This window comes from Okeania hirsuta, assembly GCF_003838195.1.
In the GTDB taxonomy this organism is placed as follows: Bacteria; Cyanobacteriota; Cyanobacteriia; order Cyanobacteriales; family Microcoleaceae; genus Okeania; species Okeania hirsuta.
Genome location: NZ_RCBY01000083.1, coordinates 1 through 22,235 on the forward strand (window position 1 = coordinate 1; position 22,235 = coordinate 22,235).

Below are 22,235 nucleotides of genomic sequence, written 5' to 3' on the forward strand. Positions count from 1 at the left end.
GAAAGAAGAAATGTCCCCAAAACCAGAAAAACTTACAGAGATAAACGAACTTTTATCAACTCCAACAACTCCTCAAAAATTGGGAATTAATATTGCAGGTTTTGTCAAAGGAGAATTAGGAATAGGAGAAGGAGTAAGAGCAACACTTCGGGCAGTAGAAACCACAAACATTCCCTTTGTTATCAACAACATTATCAGCACTCCCCATAGAAACTCCGACCAAACCTACCAAAAATTTACCCAAGAAAATCCACATCCAATCAACCTATTTCAAGTCAACGCCAACGAAGTCAAAACCTTTCTCAAAAAACCAACTCTCAAACAATATTTCACCAACAAATATAACATCGGTTTTTGGGCATGGGAACTTCCGAAATTTCCTCCAGAATGGATAACAGCATTTACGCCATTTCACGAGATTTGGACTTACAGTAATTATTGTGCCGAATCTATCTCAATGGTGTCATCTATTCCTGTAATAAAAATGATGCCAAGTATTTCTCTGCCTATTCCGAAAATTAGTAGAAAAGAACTAGGTTTACCAACAGAAAAATTTATCTTTCTATTTATATTTGACTTTTTTAGTCGCCTCGAACGAAAAAATCCACTCGCCACCATCGCCGCATTTAAAAAAGCATTCGGAAACTCAAACCCAGATGTTTTACTCCTGATAAAATCTTCCAATTCTCAAAAATTTCCTAGAGATAAATCACGGCTAATAAATAGTATCGGAGACTCCCCAAATATTAAACATATAGATGGATATTTATCCAAAGAAAAAATCAATGCCTTGCTTTACCATTGCAATTGTTATGTATCTCTACATCGCGCCGAAGGCTTTGGTTTAACAATGGCAGAAGCAATGTTTTATGGCAAACCAGTTATTGCCACAAGCTATTCATCAAATACTGAATTTATGAATGTAGGAAATAGCTTTTTAGTCGAATATGAAAAAGTAGCGATCGCTGATAATTACGGACCATATAAACAAGGGGATATTTGGGCAAATCCTAACATTGAACATTGCGCCAATTTGATGAAATATGTGTTTAATAATTCTGACCAAGCCAAAAAAATTGGATTAAAAGCTGCTGAAGATATTAAGTCATTACTTAGCCCTGAAATTATGGGTAAAAAAATCAAGACTCGCCTCGAATATATTGCTCAAGTCACGGAAAATTTTACTAATATTCCAGCCACAAAATTATCTCAGTCTTCTCCAAGTAATAAATTTCCACTTGTTAGTATTTGCATCCCTACTTACAACGGAGAAAATTTTATCAGAGCTGCAATTAATAGTGCCCTTTCCCAAACTTACTCTAACCTAGAAATCATAATTTCTGATGATAATTCCACCGACAAAACCCTCGAAATAGCCAAAACATTACAATTGGAAAATCCACAAATAGAATTTCGGATTATTTGTCATCAAAATTATGGCTTAGTGGGAAATTTAAACTTCTGTATTTCCCAAGCAAGAGGCAAATATATTAAATTCTTATTTCAGGATGACTTGCTCGAAAAAAGCTGTATTGAAGAATTTGTCAAAATAGCAGAAGAAGATTCGGAAATAGGTTTAGTATTTTCTCGCCGTCGCGTAATTTTAGAACCTGGTGCAGAAAATAATTCTACTTGTGTAGCTGCTTATCGTGGTACTCAAGATTTACACAAGGATTGGTCAAATTTGAAAACTATTCAGTCAGGAAAAGATTTATTATTAGACCCTAATTTAATGAAATATCGTCTGAATAAAATTGGGGAACCAACGACAGTATTAATTCCTAAAACTGTCTTTGAAAAAATCGGACTTTTTGATTCTAGTTTGACTCAAGTATTAGATATAGATATGTGGTTCAGGATTATGGGAAATTATAAAATTGGATTTGTGGATAAGCCTTTATCTCAACTTCGTATTCATCCCCGCCAACAAACTCAACTTAATCTTGCTTCTGGGAAAAATCCTCAAGATTATCAAAGGTTTTATCAGAAAATGTTGGAGAATACTGTTTATAGTTTTTTGACTCCAGAGGTGAAGGAAACTGCTAGAAAAAAATTAGGTATTTTGCTCAAACAAAACTTTTCTCAACTGCAAAATTTGGTGGAGCAATATCGTCGCTTTACTGCTGATGAGTCGGTTTTAAATAATCTTCGCCAATTACGTCGCCAACTCGCTGAAAAATTGTTAGGTTTGTCAAATGAACAATTGAAATATTTTTATCAAGCTGAAATAGGTGAAACTTATAAACTTATGCTCAATAGTGGGATAAAAAATGAAGCTTTAACTGCTTCTGAAAAAGAGTTTGTTGTTAATCTACAGGAAAATTTTTCCGCAAAAAATATCTGGCAAAATGTTTTAGTATTTCTGCTTTATCGCTTTGCTTTTCAGTTACCAATAAATTACCGTCAAGCTGTTTTGCCAAAATGGATTTTTACTGATTTTCTGAATTTTCTATTTGCTAGACCTCTAAATTTTCAGGAAGTTGGAGAATTGGAAAAATATTGTGAATATGTCAAAGATTTAATTGTGTATTTGAAAGGGAATGTTTGTAGTAATAGTAACTCCGCAGTTAGACAAAGTATTGCTGCTTTTCTTGCCGACGATCTTGATTTGACTGTTTTGTCTTGTTGTGATTTTCCACTTCCAAATACTTGGCAAAATGTGTTGGAATTGAGGGAATTTTTTTAGAGTGTAATGGGTATCAACTTGATTATTATTTTCCCGCAAAAACATCAGCATTAAGCTAGCTCACAGTCAGTTTTTAGCTGTTTCATAAATAATGAATATACATTGCTAAAGTCAAGGTTAGTTTTTTTCCAATACTTTGAATTCTCTTTAAATCTCTCAATACTAATTCCTGCTATAAAGGCAATGAATTAATAGCTGATAGCTGATAGTTGACCGCTGAATGCTTATACAAAAACAGGCGTTCGCGGTAGCGATGCGGAGCATTATCGCTCTAAAATTTGTCTGAGAATATTACTCCATAAATTAAGCCTTCAACAGGATACTTTTACTGTTATTTCAATCCTCGAAAATTTAGATAGACATAACTTTGAAATAGTGTTATATTATTTTTCAATAACAAATGATATGCTGGGCTATTTATGTAAAAAAAAGATATACAGCGGATTCCACCTTGGTGAAGTATACCCGTCGCGGACAAGATACCCGCAGTGGGAACGTTTATTAGTAAGCATTCGGCTATCAGCAATAAGACTCTCTCATATAGGACAGTATTTAAATTAACAACTGACTTTAAGGGCAAGGGAGGCAACTTTTGTAGTAAGACAATTAATAAAGCTTTTATCCTAAACTAAAAGCAATAGCTGATAGCTGATGGCTGATGCCTGACGGCTGAATGCTTACATTGATTATAGTCAAGCTTGGTCATCTGCTATACAACTTTTCTTCAGCTTTAGCTGCAATTTCTCTTAATTTTTCACCAGTAAAATTCAAATCTTGTTGAAGATTATCAATTAATTGATTGAGTTGATTTTCTCTTTCTTTAGCTTCTATATTCTTGAGAATAGGCAAGATAATTATAGAAGCTAGAGCAGTGGTTAAAACTTCTTGTCTCAGCACTAACGAAATTAATCCTAATTGTACTAGCAAGTGGAGAAACCCAAAAATTATGAGAATTACACATATCCCTATTCCTCCCATAACAGATAAGACAATCGAAGGATTATTAAAAGATATACTACTGCTTGAGTGTAATGTATCTAAAGTAGTGCGAAACTGCTCATAAAGAGAAGGCTTTTCGCGGTTTAATTTTCGTAACCAAGCACCATTAAAATGATTACTGTTTGACCATTTTTCTACTTCATTTTTAATCACAGTATTAACAAAAGCAGAATTTAAACTACCATTACTTTTAACTTGGCGACGAATATTAGTTTCCAAAATATCCATAAAAGTTTGCCACTGAGAAATAAATTCTGATTCCCAACTCATTTTAATACCTCCGCTTTTATTTGAATAATTATCTGTTTGAGGATACATATAAAGCAAGCATTCAGCCGTTAGCTAACTTTTTATTCCTGAATTAGTATTGAGAGATTGAGCAAGAATTATCAAGTTACATTAAAAGCAAAAGTATCAGCTAATCTTAGCAATCTAGACTCATTTTTATTGCTGGCTATGGCAACAGTCCTTAAGATAAACTTTACTGCTAATAACTGAATGCTAATTATATAATAAAAAATCTATTCTGTGCAGCTTTTTTTTTAGTTACTACCGATTAAAATATCCTTTCTTTGAACAGACATTTCTTGAATTTATTCAGGGGTAAAATGCTTGCCATAAGTAACTACACTAACTTCATTAAAAAGTTTGATTAACTCTTCTCCCACTAAATCTAAACGAGACTTTTCTATATTTATGCTATTGGTTCCTTCTTGCTTGAGCTTAATAATTTGCTCTTGTTGTTCATTAATCCCATCTATTTGCTCTTGTAGATTATTTGTAAGTTTTGAAGCTAATACTTCAAACTCTTCCTCAATAGCTTGATAAAATTCATTGCGTTTTTCAAACACTACTTCCCGCATACTTTCAGGAATTTTTTCCCCAAGTTTTTTTAGTATTTCTCTTTCCAGTGCATCTCTTTGAAGTTTTATAAAAAACCCTTCAGCGGATAAAGCAATGAACAACATCGCCACAGGATTATTAATAGCGAACACATTAATGACAAGAATTACTAGAACTATTTCTTGAAGACGTCTACCAAGAAAACTTAACCAGTCTCCCTTACCCATCAGGGCACCTGTAACTTGACTAGGATCGAGGGTAAGTCCACCAAGTATAGCTTGAATAATTTTCTGAACTTTTTTCTCTTCAGGAGTAAAAGCTTCTTCTGCTCTTCCAAACGTAAACAATCTTTTAATTTTATCGACTTTAAGTTGAAAATCAGATAATTGATTATCTAGTTTTTTTTGCATTTCATGTATGTCTTCCTCAATTAAAATTGGGATTCGTGTTTCCCACTGTTTCAGCTTAGATTCTATGTACGGTGTACAAGCTTCTTTAATATGGTTTCTTATTTTAGTTTTTGATTTTTCACTAAGCACACTTAAAAGAATATCTTTGATGTTAGAAAGTGGCTTAATATCTATTAATTTACGGGAGTCTTGTTGCCAAGTTTCTTTAATTTCTTGAGTATATCCAATTAAATCATCCAGGAGTTTTTCCTTAATCTTGTCACGGTAAAAAAAGATAGTTTTTTCAATATCCCTTTTATCCTTTTCTAATTCCAGTAGTTGTTCCTCTGTTTGCTTGCGTCGCTCTTCTAACTCGTTAAGAGGTTGGTCTAGAGTGAGCTTTTCTTGATTAATTTGTTCGTGAGAATTAGAAACAATTAAACTTAATAATTCTACAGTTGAGTCAAAAGTAGCTGTAACCTTTTCCGGACTTGCTAGGAACTTTTCTAACTCTTCCTCCAACTCAAGAACTCCAGATGAATTTAAAATAGCTTTATCTGCTATTCCTCTGCGTACCTCTAGCGCTCCTAAAGCATTAACAAAGAAAACTCGACGGTTATAAAAATCTCTATCAAAATCACCTTCTCGATCTATATAATAATCTTCAAAGAAATTTTTTGTTCTTCTTTTTACCTTATCAACCGTTTGTTGTCCTTGTTCTTTAGCTCGGTCAATAAAACTAACAACAATAAAAACATTATTGACCTGACCTGGTTGAAAATAGCTTTCAAAAAAATCTTTTTCATCTTCACCTAAAAGCTTATCTGCTCTCAGAACAAATATGATAGCTTGTGACTATTTCAAAAAATTATGTGCCATTTTTGTTCGAGCTGCATCTTCTTTTAACCCTGGTGAATCTATTAATATTACCCCATTATTACAGAGACGATTATGACGTTCTATTTGAGCATATTCAATCTTACTAAATCTCTCAACATAACCTGCCTGAGCTATATTTTCCTCATCCTCATCTTTAAGTTTAAAATACTCGTTGAAGTCTTTCATGCTGAAAATATCAGGATAATTTTGACCAGAATTATATATAGCTACCTCATCACTATTTCCATAAACTATCTTTGTAATAATTGCGGTACAAGGAAGAAAATCTGATGGCAATACTTCTTCCCCTAACATGGCATTCAGCAGAGTACTTTTACCATTCTTAAACTCGCCAAGAACAAGCACATTAAAAATTCCTTGTTCAATTTCATTAGCCCTTTGAACTAAAATATTAGCATCTCCAGAGCAACCCAAAGCCGGTATTATAGTTACACCAGTTTCTAAAGTTACAGACTTTTCATTTCTTTCTCCCATCAGAACAGAAATATCTCTTAAAGAAGAAGTAATTTTTTCACTTTTTTCCCTAGCTAAATTAAATGCACTATTGTTCATTTTAGCCTCCTAGATATTAGTGATGTAAATTTTTTATTCTTTTGCCATTATACCAATTTCAAAAAATACTGCTAGATCGACTTTTTCTCGTAAGTATAGGAAGTCTAAAAAGAGGCATCGCATCTAGGTAAAATTAATTAAATTTGAGTGCAAATTTTTTCCTATTCCTTATTCCCTCTATAGCGATCGGGAATGATTCATATGTATATTTAGATAACTAGAATTACCGGAATTAATCACTCATACTGAGAAAGAATATATGAACCTCAGTTTAGCATTAGCAACTAGCTCAGACTTACACTGGAATTATGGCAACCAAATTAGGCAAAAGATGGCCTCTAATTGCAGAAGTCAGGGAATAGGGAGATGGGGAGATGGGGAGATTCGTATATTTGCACAATTTTTTATATCTTATATAAGACAACAAAAATTGGTAGTCCTACAGTCGTAATGGTATACAGGAAATAAGGAATGCGTGGCATGGGAGCAAGATGCTCCCACTGTTCTCGTCGTCACAAAAATAATAAAAATGCACCACCACCCAAAAATTAACTCTCTTGTTCTTGTTACTAAACAATGTATAAAAGGATTGTAATAATTTCAGTTCTGGTTAGCAAATAAAGTTGAGATTAAGACTGCAAATCAAGTCAAATTTTAAATAATCTAAATTAAACAGAATTTAATTCTACAAAAGCCTGAATTAAATGGTATTTTCGATCCTAAAAATTGGGGTTATAATGATGCTAATACAGAAGAGGTAAATAGCCAATGCAATAAATAAAAAAACCAGTAAAACCTAGATTTATAAAGCACAATAAAAATTTAAAATGCAGGAGAAAAAGATTACTATAGTCTTAACTATCTAACTATATAATCATTATTTAACTATAGCTATTGTAGACAGTAGTAATAATAATGATGTTATTATGAAGTAAAGTATAATATAAATATTTTGACTAGCATATTCATCCGAATTATACCCAAGTTAAAAGCAGTTGGTGAAACCATGGATTAATAAGCATATATTTTGACCCATATTCGTAGTCCTATGACTTTAGTGTAGATACCAATAACAGGGGAACAGCTCCAAAGGACAATGCGTCACAGGGCAAAATCACCTATTTCTTTGTATTTTTAAATTAAAGACGAATCAATATAAAGAAATAATAATAATATGGTAACTTAATCTGCCACTACTTTTAACAGAAGACTAAATTAAAAGGGATAGTGCAAGTCAGTTGGAGATATGAAAAATGACAGGACTGTTTCAAATCGGCGATAAATTATTGCAAGCTCAAGATATCCCATCGTTATTAAAACGTTATCAGTTAATGCCTCATTTTTTACGAGGGGTGATAATCGACCAAGCGATCGCTAACTTGACTTGCACAGAAGCACAAAAAACTACAGCGGTAGAAAAATTTGAGAACCAATATCAGTTAAATACCCCCGAAACCAAACAAGCATGGCTCAAAAACCAAGACATGACCCAAGAACAATTGGTAGAAATGGCAATTAGGCCAATATTACTAGAAAAATTTAAACAAGAAACTTGGAGTAATCAAGTAGAAAGATATTTTCTGACTCGTAAGAGCAGTTTAGACCAGGTAGTATACTCTCTGATTAGGACAAAAAATCCTGGTCTAGCCCACGAACTGTATTTTCGCATAGTAGAAGAAGAACAAACCTTTGCGGATGCAGCTCGTCAACACTCTGAAGGTCCAGAAGGGCGCTCGGGAGGATTATTAGGGCCAGTGCCTCTGAGTCAACCACACCCTGCTATAGGCAAAATTTTATCAGTAAGTAAACCAGGTCAAATCTGGGCACCACGTCCATTGACGGAATGGACAGTAATTATTAGATTAGAAAAATTTATCCCTGCACAGCTTGATGACTCAATGCGTCGCGCTCTAATAGATGAACTATTTGAAAATTGGATCAGAGAACAAATAGGAAAAATTGGTACCCTCAAGCCACTACGTTCAGACGTAAAAGTTTGAAGAAGGTTTTAGGTAGTGTGTTGTGAGGTGCTAGGTAAATAACATACAAGAAAAGTGTTAGGTAGTAGGTTTCAATAATTAACAATTAACAATTATTTCTTAGGTGAATAACCAATAACCTACTCTTCCAAGGAAAACTGGTTGATGAGAGGATTTTAACCCAACTAGATTTGGCAAGGGGTCTCCCGTTATAATCTCCGATTTAACGGGAGGTGAATTGCCCACAGTAAATTAAACAAGTGTCGATTGGTGTTTAAATCAAGCAATAAAGAGTAGTAGAAAAATTATGATAATTACTCATTGCTACAAAATTAGACGTTGCACAGCGACGAATGATTTGAGATTTTTGATTGAATTGGATTGTGGATTAATCAATTGCTAGAATGATTAATTAATGGTTATTTTTAGTCAAAATCTAAACTAATTTTTGGCAATATCATTCCATAATGTGCAACCCCAGAAATAAAAATCTATTGCACAGTTTTAGCTGTGTTAGTTCACTACGACCTACAACCTACGATCTACCACCCGATTTAAATTATTTCGGTATTGCCCAACTAGAGTGAAATAAATTTATAGACTCGATGGCTACTTCCTCAACAATATCAAGATCCCAAGTACAAGAATTTCTGGCAGACAAACCACCATTTAATCTACTTTCAGAAAATGCACTGAAAACTCAATTAGTGGGAAAGTGTCAACTTCTTGGTTACCGTAGTGGCCAACCACTATTTGAAAGAGAAAAAATGCCCACCCAGATAGCAATTATCTATCAAGGTCAGGCACGAATATTAGGTTACGACCAGCGATCGCAACGTCATGCCAGTTTACAGTTGGCCGGGCCAGGAGAAATCCTTGGTTGGGCTGGGTTGTTACGAGGGACACCTTGTGAAACAGCACTCGCTTCCACAGATTTAATTGCCGTGACTTTACCCGCCGCAGACTTCTTGGCAATATTAGAAGCAGAGCCAGAATTTGGGGCAGCCTTTTTAGAACGTCCAGCAGTGAGTGAAGTATTTGAACTACTCAGTCAAGAATTTGCTAGAAGGGCTGAAGTTAGTGGGAACTTGAAAGAACTTGCTAGAAATGTTGTCGAAAAAACTGTGGTAGTCAACCTACCAAAAGGAGATGTAAAGACTAAGGAACTAGAATCTATCTTAGAATCGGAAAAAATCTGGCTAATCAGTAGTGGGGTAGTAGGAGATTTTGCTCCGGGTAGTCCAGTGGTTTTAGATGGAGTGGGTAGGTCTTTAAAAATTGAGGGACCCAGAGGAGCAAGAATTTTAGGATTCCCAGAACAAAAAGAGCGAGGCGAACTTGAAGATACCACCGTCGAAAATGGGGCACAAAACACTGAGCTTGTGCCTTTAGATGTATCTGTAGTCCCCCAAGCACCAGCACGTCCACCAGAACCAACTGTTGCTCAAGATACTCAATCTATAAAATATCCAATTTTCCGGGGTAAGGGAGAAGTACCTGCTGCTTTGGCTTGTTTTCAGATGCTGGCTAAACATCTGAAGCTGAAGTTTCGCCGAGATGTGATTCGCCGGGTATTGGACAATCAGATTCGGACTGCAGGTAGGGTGTCTCTGCAAGCTTGTGGAGCGATCGCTCAGATGATGGGATTAACTGGTCAACTGGTACAGGTTCCGGCAGCAGCAGTTAATCGTCTGAAGGCACCAGCTTTAATTCAATGGCAGGACCATTTTGCCGTACTTTACAGCATTACAGAACAAGAGATTGTTGTTGGTAGTCCAGAATTCGGATTAACTCGTCTCAAACCAGGCCAGTTTGCGGAAATCTGGGGAGAGTCTGGACAAGTTCTATTACTCCAAGCTCCAAAATCAGAACAGAAGGAAAAGTTTAGTTTTTGGTGGTTTCTTCCTTCTTTGATGGAGCATCGGACAGTTTTTATTGAGGTGTTGATTTCCTCATTTTTTGTACAGGTATTTGGTTTGGTCAACCCCCTGATGACCATGATTATTATCGATAAGGTGATGGGGCAACGTAATATTGAGGCTTTGGATGTTCTGGGTATCTTGATGTTATTGGTGGCTCTATTTGAAGCTTTGTTGGGGGGTTTACGAACTTTCTTGTTTGTGGATACTACTAACCGTATAGATGTCAAACTTAGCTCTGAGGTTATTGACCATTTACTCCGTCTCCCACTCAACTATTTTGATAATCGTCGGGTGGGTGATTTGACGGGTAGGATTGGAGAATTGGCTAATATTAGGAATTTCCTGACAGGTACAGCTTTAACTGTGGTTTTGGATTCGGTATTTTCAGTAATTTATATTGCTGTGATGTTGGCTCTTAACCCGTTAATGACGGCGGTAGCTTTGGCAGGGGTGCCTTTCTTTACTGGAATTATTGTTATTAATTCGCCAATTGTAAGAAGACTTCTAAGGAAAAAGGCGGAACGTTATGCTGATTCTCAATCTTATTTAGTAGAGGTTTTAAATGGTGTTCAAACTGTTAAAGCTCAGAATTTGGAACTTCGGTCTCGTTGGGAATGGTCGGCGCGTTATGCGAAGTTTATGACTGCTAGTTTTAATACTGTTTTGACTCAGACTACTTCTAGTTCTATTAGTACTTTTTTAAATAAACTTTCCGGACTGGCACTTTTATGGGTTGGTGCTTATTTGGTAATTGATGGTCAGTTGTCAGTGGGGGGATTAATTGCTTTCCGAATTATTGCTGGTAATGTGACAGGTTCGTTGCTCCGTTTTGTGAGTGTTTGGCAGAGTTTCCAAGAGGTGGGAATGTCTATTGAACGACTTCGAGATGTTTTGGATACGGAGGCTGAAGTAGATGAGGAGGACCGGAATAATATTGATATGCCGCCGATGAGTGGGGGTGTTAAATTTGAGGAGATTTCTTTCCGATTTACTCAAAGCGGACCTTTACAGTTGGCTAATGTAAATTTGGAATTTCCTGCTGGTTATTTTGTGGGAATTGTTGGTTTGAGTGGTTCTGGAAAGAGTACGTTGATGAAGTTATTGCAGCGTTTATATCCACCTCTTTCTGGTCGAATTTTTATTGATGGATATGATATTCAAAAAGTAGAATTATATTCTTTACGTCGTCAAATTGGAGTGGTTTTGCAGGATACTCTCCTGTTTAATGGTACGGTTCAAGATAATATTGCTTTGACAAATCCAGATGCTACTACTGATGAAATTGTGAGGGCGGCTAAAGTAGCAGTTGCTCATGATTTTATTATGAATTTACCTAGTGGTTATAACACTATGGTAGGTGAAAGAGGTGCTTCTTTATCAGGGGGGCAAAGGCAAAGAATTGCTATTGCTAGGACGGTTTTACAAAATCCGAGATTGTTGATTTTAGATGAGGCAACTAGCGCATTAGATTACAGTTCGGAACGTCAAGTTTGTGAGAATTTGGCTGAAGCTTTTGCTGATACAACGGTGTTCTTTATTACTCACCGTTTAACAACAGTGAAAAATGCTAATACTATTATTATGATGGATAAAGGTTCGGTGGTGGAACAGGGAACTCATGGTGAATTAATGGCGGTTAAAGGTCGTTATTTCTGTCTCTATCAACAACAAGAATCTCAACAATAATTGGGGAAGGAGATAGGAGACAGGAGACAGAAGGGAAGTCAAAATTCAAAAGTTAAAAGTCAAAAGTAAAATTAAAAGTTAGGAGTCAAAAAGTTAAAAGTTAAAAGTTAGGAATTAAAAAATTAAAAGTCAAAAATCAAAAGTTAGGAGTTAAAAAGTAAAAAGTTAAAAGTCAAAAGTGAAATCAAAAGTTAGGAGTTAAAAAGTAAAAAGTTAAAAGTGAAGTCAAAAGTTAGGAGTCAGAATTCAGAAGTTATTTTGGTAACAAGAATTATTTAAGGAAGAAAACTTGAAAATAATTGCTTAATTACCCAAATTACTCAAAGTTAAGAAAGGAGGAATAAAAATCTGGAAATAATCGGAAGTAAGAATTAAATTAAACAATAATTATGGCAGGAGAATGAAGGAGGAAGGAAATTTGACAACAATTTTTAAATCAAAAATTAAAGAAAATTGAGCAATTATTCTCAATTATCAAAAGTAAATAGGAGGAAAAAAAATCTGGAAAAAATGATAAATAATTAGTAAGAATAGTTAATATATCAGTCGAAGCAAATGGCACGGACATATCAAAAGCTTAAAATTCAGACAAGGCTAGATTTTTCTTTCTGCCTTCTGCTATACGACCTAAAAAATGATATTGAAGCCATTTATTCTGACTCCCTACTCCCTACTCCCTACTCCCTAATTAATGACCACCTTCTCTATAACTTCCATTTTCCCTGATTCTTTCCTACTGCCTACTGCCTACTGCCTACTCCCTACTAAAAAATTAAGAACAAAATGAATACTCAATCTACATCATTAAACGAACAACCAGTCATTCTAGAAAAACCAGCCATATTATCTAGGCTATTTCTATGGATGATTATGTTAATTACCAGTTCAGCAATAATTTGGGCTTACTTTGCGGAGATAGACCAAGCAGTACCAGCTACAGGACAATTAGAACTTAAAGATGGTTCCATAGATGTCCAAGCTCCTACCAGTGGCAATGTAGTTAGACTTCATGTAGAAAATGGCGATCGCGTGGAAAAAAATCAACCATTACTAACTTTTAGTCCTACTGCTCCTAGTGCAGATTTAGGTTCTGCTAAAGAATTAAGAGACACCCTAAAAAGAGAAAATCAGTTTTATAAAGAGGTACTCAATGGTCAAGTTCCTACAGCTTTACCTCCAGATTTACAAAAATTAGCTCAAGAGCGACAAACTAGAATATCAGAAAATCAAACATACCGCGCTCTGATTAATGAGCTTTATCTAAATAGAGGTGGTTTTGTTAATGTTGACTCTAGTTTGCAAGGATTATATGTAAACTACAAAGCTGAATATAATTCTCGTGTAGCTGCTGTAGAATTGCAAATTACAGAGCTAGAAAAACAACTTCAACAAGCAGAAGAAGATGAAGAAGCAGCTAGAGAACAATTAAGAGTAGCTCAAGACCAATTGCAATATGCCAAACAACAATTACAGTTTGCCAAACAACAATTAAATAATAGTAAGCAACAGCTAACTTATGCTTACGAACAATTAAATAATACAGAGAAACAACTGAAGTTTGCTAACGAACAACTGAAAAATACTCAGGAACAACTACAATATTCTCAAGAGCAATTAAACCTGGCTAAAGGACAGTTAAGTAAGTCAGAACAAGTATTAGGATCTAACCAAGAAATTTTAGGACAAATATCTCCTTTAGTAGAAGAAGGAGCGATCGCTGAACTACAAAAAAAACGTCAGGAACAAGAAGTTTTCCGAGGAGAAAGTGAGCTTTTAAGGCAACAAGACCAAATTCAAGCAAGAGCAGGAGAAATAAATACTAGATTGGGAGAAGTAAATTCTCGCCTATCAGACATTAATGCTAGAGAAGGGGAAATAAATTCTCGCAGGTCTGATATTAATATATTGGAAGGAGAAATAAATACTCGTGAAGGAGAAATAAATTCTCGCCTATCAGATATTAATGCTAGAGAGGGAGAAGTCAAAGCTCGTCAAGCAGAAATACAACGCGCTAGGTTAGAACAACAGCGTTTAAATGTGGCTATTAATAGAACTAAAGAACAGTTAAAAAATACTAGAGATGGTTGGGCAAGGGAACTTTATGCCAGAATTGCTGAAAATGAAGGAAGGGAAATTGCTCGAATAGATTCTCAATTTACTCGCTTACAACTAGACAACAATAAGAGACTAACTGAAGTTAGTGCTCAGATTGAAAAGTTAGAAGAAACTCGCGATAATCAAGTTTTAAAAGCACCAGTTTCTGGAGTAATTTTTGATTTAAAACCTGTTAGTAAAGAAGAGTCTTCTCTAGATCTAAAAACTGACCCTATTTGTCAATATGTAATTAATGATGTCTTGAAACCTGGGGATATTAAACCAGAAAGATGTGAAGATGCGTCTTATGAGGCACAACAAACTCAACCGTTACTGACAGTATTGGATGATGATGAAGGTTTAGAGGCGGTAGTTTATATTCAGAATAAAGATATTGCTTTGGTATTAAAAGCTTTAAATGATAAACGGAAAAAATTAGAACCTTATCACGACCAAGAATTAGCTGGTGGAGAAGTTATTGAATGCGAACCGGGTAAAAAATGTGCTTGTCCGGAGCTGAAAGAAAACCGAGAAAAATTAGGTTTAAGTGATGTGGAATGTGTACCTGTAGAAGTACAAGTTGAAGCTTTACCAGCTAATGAATTTGGTACAGTAACTGGGGAGGTTATTTCTATTAGTGATGATGCTATTCCACCAGACCAAGAAGCAGGAAGACCTTATTTTTCTTTTGAAACTACAATTGATTTAGAACGGCAAACATTTGTTCTGGATAATGAAAATGATTTGGAAATTGGTTTGCAGAATGGTATGGCAATTAACTCGAATATTAATGTTGGTAAACGGACAGTTTTAGAGTTGTTCTTTAACCGCTTTACTGGCAAGTTTAAGAGTTTGACTAATGTTAATTAGAATTTCAGAATTATAAATTCTGAATTAGCTAAATTCGCAGTCAGCTAGTTAAGAGTACGAGTTAGGAGAAATGGGAATTGTAGAGGAGGCAGGAGTATTGATCGGCTTTTATGAGAATTCAGAATATAGTTTAAATTCTTTCTTTCTTTTGACTCCTGACTACTGAATCTTATTCATCTCTATTGCTACATACGCAATAGGAATTTAGGCTCATTTCTCTTTTATTGCGGATATCGCAATAGGAGTTTTTACCGACAAAATCCAGAAGCCAACTTTTCGCAAATTCAAAATAGAAATTTTATTCATCTCTATTGCTACATACGCAATAGGAGCTTTTGCCTAGAAAATTCAGAGGCAAGCTTTTCGCAAATCAGAAATAAAAATTTTATTCATCTCTATTGCTGCATAGCTCTAAAGAAACAGGACTTTCAACTTCGCTTTAAGGTAATATTTCCAAAAAAAGCTATCTACCAATTTTCTAATAATGTTAAAAGTAGATTGTAGCTTGGGTTGAACGGTAGTGAAACCTAACATTAAACGAATAGAGAAAAGAGATACAGATGTGGTTTGTTTTATTGTATAAGTGTCAGTAGTTGGGTTGAGGAACGAAACCCAACCTACACCTATAATATTGCCGATCGCCACTTCCCAATAATGCGAAAAATATTTTCCCAAACCAAAATATTATTACTAACTCTCTATATTTTCCCAGTCTTATTACTCCTTTGGTTTCTCGGTAATTTTAGTGTCAACGTTCCCTACTGGGATCAATGGAGATTAACCCCTATCTTTGAGCGAGTTGCTGAAGGAAATGCCACATTTTTTGACTTTTTCACAGTACACGGACATCACAGAATATTAATACCAAAATTAATCATTACCGCCTTAGCATTTGCCACTAAATGGAACACTCAAGCCGAAATAATTTGTAGCGTAATTTTTGTCATCATGACATTTTTTGCTATTTGCAAAATAGCCGAAATTCAATTTCAGAATCAAAACAAAAATATCCTACATATAGCAAATATTTTAAGTTGTTTATTCTTATTTTCCTTAGTACAACATCAAAACTGGTTATGGGGATTTACCCTATTTTGGTTTCTGACAAACTTATGTCTAATAATGGCAGTATATTTTATTCACGCCTTAGATAATTTATCCGTAAAAACCAGAATATTTCTAGCAGCAATATTTTGTTTAATCGGAAGTTTTACATTAATACAAGGATTACTTTCTTGGCTGGTTTTAATTCCGTCAATATTATCTATAGAAGGCAAACTAAAACAAAAAATTAGTAGACTAAGTATCTGGATTTTGCTCTTTATACTTTCATCTCTTATCTACGCAATTAACTTTAATCCGATTCGAGAACCAAAACCATTTTTATTTACAGAACAACCATTTCTGATTGTAAATTACTTTTTAGCAGTTTTAGGTTTACCTTTAGTTAGACTTCCTATCCCGGCAATTTTAACAGGATTAATATTATTCTCTGGTTTCTTATTTTTCACATATTACTTTCTCAATAAAATTTTGTTGAAAAAAGAAAGTCAAGAATTAGGAATAAAAAGTTCTCTACCCGAAGCAATGAATTGGAAATTCAGAGGAAATAGAATTTCTGTTCCAGAATCTTTAGAAACTTTGGATGCACCTTTATTAACAAATTTAGATTTTTCTCTAAAGAAAACCATTCCTTGGTTAACAATAGGTACATTTTCTCTAATTTCTGCTCTATCTATTTCTGTAGGTAGAGCAGAATATGGAATCGAAAATGCAATGATTTCTTCCCGATATACAACCACATCAATATTATTAATTATCTCTCTAATATATCTCCTAGCTTTGTTTGTACAGGAGCAACAAAAATATTTATCAATATATAAAATTTTAGCTGTCGCAATGACAGGAATTATGACGATCAACTCGGTGTATGTTGTGAGGAATGTAAAATTAAGTTTTCCCTACATAGAAAGTCGGAAAGAATGTCTAGAAATAATTAACTATTTAGCAGATTCAGAATTTATCAGAGAATCTCCAGATAGTTGTTTAGTATTAATGAATGGTAAAACTTGGTTAGTCAGACAAGGTGCAGAAATTATGGAAAAATTAGGATGGCGAGAATTTCCTCAAAATCTGGAATTTATCAAACAACCAAAACAAAATTATGGTTATTTAGATAATCCTCAAACAACTGCAAAACCTCTAATTATTCAAGGTGACGAAACTTTAAATTTAGGAGGTTGGGCAATTAGACCAGATAGAAAAAAACAACCTAACTTAGTATTACTTTCTTCTGGTGAGAATCAAGGTTTTTTTGCCAACGCCATTGTCAACTTAGAGAGTAATGATATTGCTAAAATTATGAAGTCAAAACTTTATAGTAAAGTGAGATGGAAAGTAACATTTTCAGCTAAATCTTTACCCATGGGAGAAAATATAATTAAAGCTTGGGTTTATAACTCTGACAAACAAGAATTTGTCAAATTAAATGATGAAGTAAAAGTTAGGGTAGAAGAGAGTTGAAAAGATAACAATAACCTCTAAAATAGCCATGAAATAAATTTCATGGTTCATAGCTGAAGTCCCTTAAAAGGGACTGAAAATATGGAGTACTCTGCAGAGGACTTTAGCTGTGAGCCAGGGATTTTAATCCCTGGCAATATATTTATCTAGATGTAATTTTAACAGAAGTAATTTTCATCAAATATTATGCAAAAAAATCATTGTCCCTTATGTCATACAGATAAATTTAACTACTACAAAGCAGGGGATGATTATCTATTAGCAAAATGCTCTGAATGTGGTATGGTATGGGATAATAATCCACCAGTAAATCCTACTGCAATTTATCAGGAAGATTATTATAATAACGATTTTCCTAAAGGAGGATATTCTAATTATTTCCAAGGGATGAAAATTAATAGCCAGACTTTTCGCAAACGTTTATTAAAGGCTGAAACAAAACTTTCTGGTCAAGGCTTATTATTAGATGTGGGTTGTGCTTTAGGTGATTGTTTGGAGCAAGCAAAAGATTTAGGATGGGATAATCCTCAAGGTTTAGAAGTATCAAAATATGCAGTAAAGTTTGCTAAAAATAGGGGTTTATCTGTATATCAAGGTGATTTGTTTAATCATAATTTTGAACCTAATTCTTTTGATTTGATTATGTTGCAAGATATGATTGAACATACAACAGACCCTATTGCTCAACTAACAGGAGCTTATCAACTTTTGAAACCGGGAGGATGGATTTTTATTACTACTCCTAATTTGGGAGGGTTTTGGCATAAATTATTAGGATCTTTATGGTATCACTATAAACCAGCTGAACACTTGACTTATTTCTCCCTTGATACGATAAAATTAGCTTTGGAAAAAAGTGGATTTTCTGATGTAGAATCAAAGCCAACCAATAATTCTATGAGTGTGGAATATATATTTGATCGACTCAAATATTATCAGCCAACTTTATTCTCCTTTTTACTGAGAATTGCTCGAACGCTAAATTTCCATAAATTAGTTTTTTCTCTGTGGATAGGAGAATTAGAAGCTTGGGGAAAGAAAAAGTAGGGGAAAGAAAAAGCAAGGGAGTGAGGGAGTAGGGGAGTAGGGGAGTAGGTAGGGACGTTGCATGCAACTTCCGTATAGAGAGGGAACCCACCCTTAACCCCTCCCAGGAGGGGAAATAAACATCAGAATAATTAACAATAACTGGGGTGGTAATTATCAAAAAAGTTATTCAGTCTGTGTTAATTACTTAATAATTGAAATGTCGCCTAAGTTAAGCATTCTTTTTTCACGGTTGGTATCAGGGAAAAAAAGGTTGACAAAACAGACAAGATAAAGTTATATATCTATGGAATTTTTAATTGTGAATATAACAGAAGGAAGAATGTTTTAGTTATCTAGGATAGAAGGAAAAATCTGGCGTTGTCTGAGTTTTAAGCTTTTGATATGTCCTAACTGCTTAGGCGGTTGCTATATATTAACTCTAAAACATAAAACCTAAAACCTAAAACCTACTACCTATAAATAAATTGAGGTCATATAAATGAATGTAATTCAAACAGAAATCCCAGAAGTATTGCTGATAGAGCCAAAAGTTTTTGGAGACGAACGTGGCTTTTTTATGGAAAGTTTTAATCAACGTAATTTTTCAGAAAAAACAGGAGTAAATTTGGAATTTGTGCAAGATAATCACTCTCGTTCTAGCAAAGGAGTATTGCGAGGTTTGCATTATCAAATTCAACAAGCTCAAGGTAAATTATTACGAACAGTTGTGGGAGAAATATTCGATGTTGCTGTAGATATTCGGAAAAATTCTCCTAATTTTGGTAAGTGGGTAGGTTATCTTTTAAGTGCAGAAAATAAACGACAACTTTGGGTGCCCCCTGGTTTTGCTCATGGTTTTTTAGTAGTGTCTGAAACTGCTGATGTTTTGTATAAAACTACTGATTATTATGCACCTGAATATGAGCGTTCAATTATTTGGAACGATCCAGAGATTGGAATTGATTGGCCTTTAGATGGAATTGAGGTTAAATTATCTAAAAAAGATGAAGCTGGTACAACTTTAAAAGATGCTGATTTGTTTGTATAAGAGGAGTCAGGAATCAGGAGTCAGGAGTCAGAATATTTTTGGAAAAGTTAGTTGCTAGAATGATTTTGCTTGGAGTTGAACTTTTTCACCTAACTTGATACTAAGGCGGAATGAAAATCGGCAAATTCTCAAACACTAAAATTCTCAAAACTCCGGATTGAAAAATCAGAATATTTGGGGAAACTTGCTAGCTAAAGTTATTGTTCAGAGAGGCTGAAATTTTGTCTATACTACTTACTCAAAGACAAAATGAAAATCGGCAAATTCTCAAAACTCCGGATTAAAAAATCAGAATATTTGGGGAAACTTTCTAGCTAAAGTTATTGTTCAGAGAGGCGGAACTTTACCGAACTACTTACTCAAAGACAAAATGAAAATTGGCAAATTCTCAAACTTAAAATTCTCAAAACTATGGATTGAAAAATTAGAATATTTGGGGAAACTTTCTAGCTGAAGTTATTGTTCAGAGAGGCGGAACTTTACCGAACTACTTACTCAAAGACAAAATGAAAATCAGCAAATTCTCAAACTTAAAATTCTCAAAACTCAGAATCATCAAAAATCACAAATGAAAATCTTATTAACAGGTATTAACGGACAACTAGGAAGTCAACTACAACCCCTTGTCACAAAAATAGGAGAAGTAACGGCAGTAGGACGAGAAAACTTAGACTTAGCAGACTCCAATGCTATCTCCCAGCTTATAGACCAAGTTAAACCAGAAATAATTATCAACGCCGCAGCTTATACAGCAGTTGACAAATCTGAAAATGAACCAGAATTAGCTCATGCTGTGAATAGTATTGCTCCTGGAATTATGGCAAAAGAGGCTAAAAAATTAGGAGCTACCTTAATCCACATTTCCACTGACTATGTTTTTGATGGTAGTCAAAGCACCCCTTACATAGAAACCGACCCGACACACCCCCTCGGAACTTATGGTAAATCTAAATTAGCTGGGGAAGAAGCAATTCGAGAAACAGAAGCTAATCATATTATTATTAGAACAGCTTGGGTTTATGGAACTTATGGAAAAGGTAACTTTGTCAAAACCATGTTGCGGGTAGGTAAAGATAGGGAAGAATTAAGAGTTGTCTACGATCAGGTCGGTTGTCCAACTTGGACGGGAGACTTAGCAGAGGCGATCGCTAAAATTATTCCGCACCTCAATTCGGAAACCTATGGAACTTATCACTATACAAATAGTGGAGCGATTAGTTGGTACGATTTTGCCATGACTATTTTTGAGGAAGCAAAACAACTGGGTTTTCCTTTGGAAGTAAAACGAGTAGTTCCCATTACTACTGCCGAATATCCAACTCCAGCAAAACGACCTGCTTTTTCAGTTTTGAATAGTGGGAAAATCTCAAAAGTTTTGGGGAACCATTCTCCTTATTGGAAAGATAGTTTGAGGCAAATGTTAAAGCAGTTAGCTGTTTAGAATTTAGAATTTAGAATTTAGAATTTAGAAGTTAAATTGGCAGTACAGATTGACATACTCCTGACGTTGCGCTTACGCGACATGACGAACGGGGGATTCTTCAGGCAGGGAAGTCCTGACCGCAGTTAATGAATCCAACTATCACTCCCTCTCTCTAGATAACAATATTTTCCACAGAGTCACACCAGGCTCACTCAAAAAAACTATATAGTTCTTAGTAAGCAAAAACTATAACGTTGCAGATTTTGTATCTGAAACCCACGGGTGGAGTAAGTATTGAAAAATGTACTCGTCAACAGCTAGAGTTTTTTGTTATACCAATTTCGAGCTAATAAATTTGTCTAATGAATTCTACTACTACTCCTTCTCCTTGGATAAAAATATTTCAACCGATTTCTCAACCTACTCTACGTTTCTTCTGTTTTCACCCTGCTGCTGCTGGAGCTTCCTTGTTTCGCCTTTGGGGAAAATACTTGCCTTCAAATATAGAGGTCTGCGCCATACAATTACCAGGTAGAGAAACTCGGATTAAAGAACCTCTGATTACTAAATGGGATGATCTTTTACCTCCACTGACTCAAGCTTTGTCACCCTTAATTGAAGAACATCCCTTTGTATTTTTTGGGCATAGTCTCGGTGCATTAATAAGTTTTGAAGTGGTTCGTAAACTACGCAGGGAAAAACTTCCTGTTCCTAAATATATGTTTGTCTCTGGTCGTCGCGCTCCTCAAATTCCCATTGATAACCTACGTCATCAAGCATCTGACCAAGAGTTAATTTCCACTTTGCGAGAATACGGCGGTACTTCTGAAGCAGTCTTACAAAACCAAGAGCTAATGGAATTGTTTTTACCTGTATTACGAGCTGACTTTACCCTCAATGAAAAATATACGTATTTTCCTGAAGCACCCTTAGAATCTCCGATCGTTACTTTTAGAGGTAAAAATGATTTGGAAGTTAGCTTGCAATATTTATCCGAATGGGAAAAGCATACTATTAGTAATTTTGCCTTACATGAATTTCCTGGGGGTCATATGTTTTTCCAACAAGAACCGAAAACTTTAATTGAGACGATCTTAAAATTTCTGTAGGGTATTGAGTGTTAGGTTGCAGTTGAAAAATTAACAATTAACAATTACTTCTTCTTAAAAATAAGACAATTCAAGAAGTTAGAAAAAATGTATATCTAACCATCTAAGGAATGAGAATCAAATAAAGTCCACATTTTTTTTACTCATTAACAGCCAGATTTTTTATTATACCAATTTAGAGCT

General features: G+C 34.8%; 12 protein-coding genes. 9 read left to right on the forward strand and 3 right to left on the reverse strand.

The genetic code is table 11. The features are described 5' to 3' along the window. A partial coding sequence (locus tag D5R40_RS35320) for a glycosyltransferase (RefSeq protein WP_205127656.1) occupies positions 1-2,686 on the forward strand: 2,686 nt, incomplete at its 5' end. Positions 2,687-3,388: 702 nt separating this feature from the next. On the opposite strand, the gene D5R40_RS15440 is transcribed toward D5R40_RS35320, so the two are convergent. The 3 genes from D5R40_RS15440 to D5R40_RS15450 form a co-directional block, all read right to left on the reverse strand. Then, a complete protein-coding gene (locus D5R40_RS15440) occupies positions 3,389-3,955 on the reverse strand; it encodes a hypothetical protein (RefSeq protein WP_124146454.1) in 567 nt (188 codons plus the stop codon). 323 nt (positions 3,956-4,278) lie between these two features. Beyond that, on the reverse strand, positions 4,279-5,763 hold the full coding sequence (locus D5R40_RS15445; protein WP_338043232.1) for a P-loop NTPase family protein: 1,485 nt from the start codon (positions 5,761-5,763) through the stop codon (positions 4,279-4,281). Between the two features lie 9 nt (positions 5,764-5,772). Next, complete coding sequence (locus D5R40_RS15450) at positions 5,773-6,369, reverse strand: dynamin family protein (protein ID WP_124146456.1); 597 nt, start codon at positions 6,367-6,369, stop codon at positions 5,773-5,775. 1,253 nt (positions 6,370-7,622) lie between these two features. On the opposite strand from D5R40_RS15450, the gene D5R40_RS15455 reads away from it, so the two are divergent. The 8 genes from D5R40_RS15455 to D5R40_RS15490 all read left to right on the forward strand — a co-directional run bounded on the left by D5R40_RS15455 (position 7,623) and on the right by D5R40_RS15490 (position 22,052). After that, the gene (locus tag D5R40_RS15455) at positions 7,623-8,369 is read left to right on the forward strand and encodes a peptidylprolyl isomerase (protein WP_124146457.1); all 747 of its coding nucleotides are present in this window, start codon (positions 7,623-7,625) and stop codon (positions 8,367-8,369) included. Between the two features lie 584 nt (positions 8,370-8,953). After that, on the forward strand, positions 8,954-11,956 hold the full coding sequence (locus D5R40_RS15460; RefSeq protein WP_124146458.1) for a peptidase domain-containing ABC transporter: 3,003 nt from the start codon (positions 8,954-8,956) through the stop codon (positions 11,954-11,956). A gap of 783 nt (positions 11,957-12,739) precedes the next feature. Beyond that, a complete protein-coding gene (locus D5R40_RS15465; RefSeq protein ID WP_124154869.1) occupies positions 12,740-14,920 on the forward strand; it encodes a beta-barrel domain-containing protein in 2,181 nt (726 codons plus the stop codon). A gap of 567 nt (positions 14,921-15,487) precedes the next feature. Then, positions 15,488-17,443: a hypothetical protein gene (locus D5R40_RS15470; protein ID WP_124154870.1), complete on the forward strand. Its 1,956-nt coding sequence runs from the start codon at positions 15,488-15,490 to the stop codon at positions 17,441-17,443. A gap of 186 nt (positions 17,444-17,629) precedes the next feature. Beyond that, positions 17,630-18,490 (forward strand): class I SAM-dependent methyltransferase, encoded by an 861-nt coding sequence (locus tag D5R40_RS15475; protein ID WP_124146461.1) that lies wholly within the window; start codon positions 17,630-17,632, stop codon positions 18,488-18,490. A 481-nt stretch (positions 18,491-18,971) separates the two neighbouring features. Further along, on the forward strand, positions 18,972-19,520 hold the full coding sequence (gene rfbC / locus D5R40_RS15480; RefSeq protein WP_124154871.1) for a dTDP-4-dehydrorhamnose 3,5-epimerase: 549 nt from the start codon (positions 18,972-18,974) through the stop codon (positions 19,518-19,520). 535 nt (positions 19,521-20,055) lie between these two features. Next, entirely contained in the window at positions 20,056-20,961 is a 906-nt protein-coding gene (rfbD, locus tag D5R40_RS15485; protein ID WP_511035225.1) for a dTDP-4-dehydrorhamnose reductase, read from the forward strand. Between the two features lie 344 nt (positions 20,962-21,305). Next, positions 21,306-22,052, forward strand: coding sequence for a thioesterase II family protein (locus tag D5R40_RS15490; protein WP_124146464.1), 747 nt, complete (start codon positions 21,306-21,308; stop codon positions 22,050-22,052). The last annotated feature ends 183 nt before the right edge of the window (positions 22,053-22,235 follow it).

Excerpts from the sequence above, each read along its gene's own strand:
- D5R40_RS15440 (WP_124146454.1), bottom strand. The coding sequence starts at position 3,955 with ATGAGTTGGGAATCAGAATTTATTTCTCAGTGGCAAACTTTTATGGAT.
- D5R40_RS15450 (WP_124146456.1), bottom strand. The coding sequence starts at position 6,369 with ATGAACAATAGTGCATTTAATTTAGCTAGGGAAAAAAGTGAAAAAATT.
- D5R40_RS15455 (WP_124146457.1), top strand. The coding sequence starts at position 7,623 with ATGACAGGACTGTTTCAAATCGGCGATAAATTATTGCAAGCTCAAGAT.
- D5R40_RS15460 (WP_124146458.1), top strand. The coding sequence starts at position 8,954 with ATGGCTACTTCCTCAACAATATCAAGATCCCAAGTACAAGAATTTCTG.
- D5R40_RS15465 (WP_124154869.1), top strand. The coding sequence starts at position 12,740 with ATGAATACTCAATCTACATCATTAAACGAACAACCAGTCATTCTAGAA.
- D5R40_RS15475 (WP_124146461.1), top strand. The coding sequence starts at position 17,630 with ATGCAAAAAAATCATTGTCCCTTATGTCATACAGATAAATTTAACTAC.
- rfbC (WP_124154871.1), top strand. The coding sequence starts at position 18,972 with ATGAATGTAATTCAAACAGAAATCCCAGAAGTATTGCTGATAGAGCCA.
- D5R40_RS15490 (WP_124146464.1), top strand. The coding sequence starts at position 21,306 with ATGAATTCTACTACTACTCCTTCTCCTTGGATAAAAATATTTCAACCG.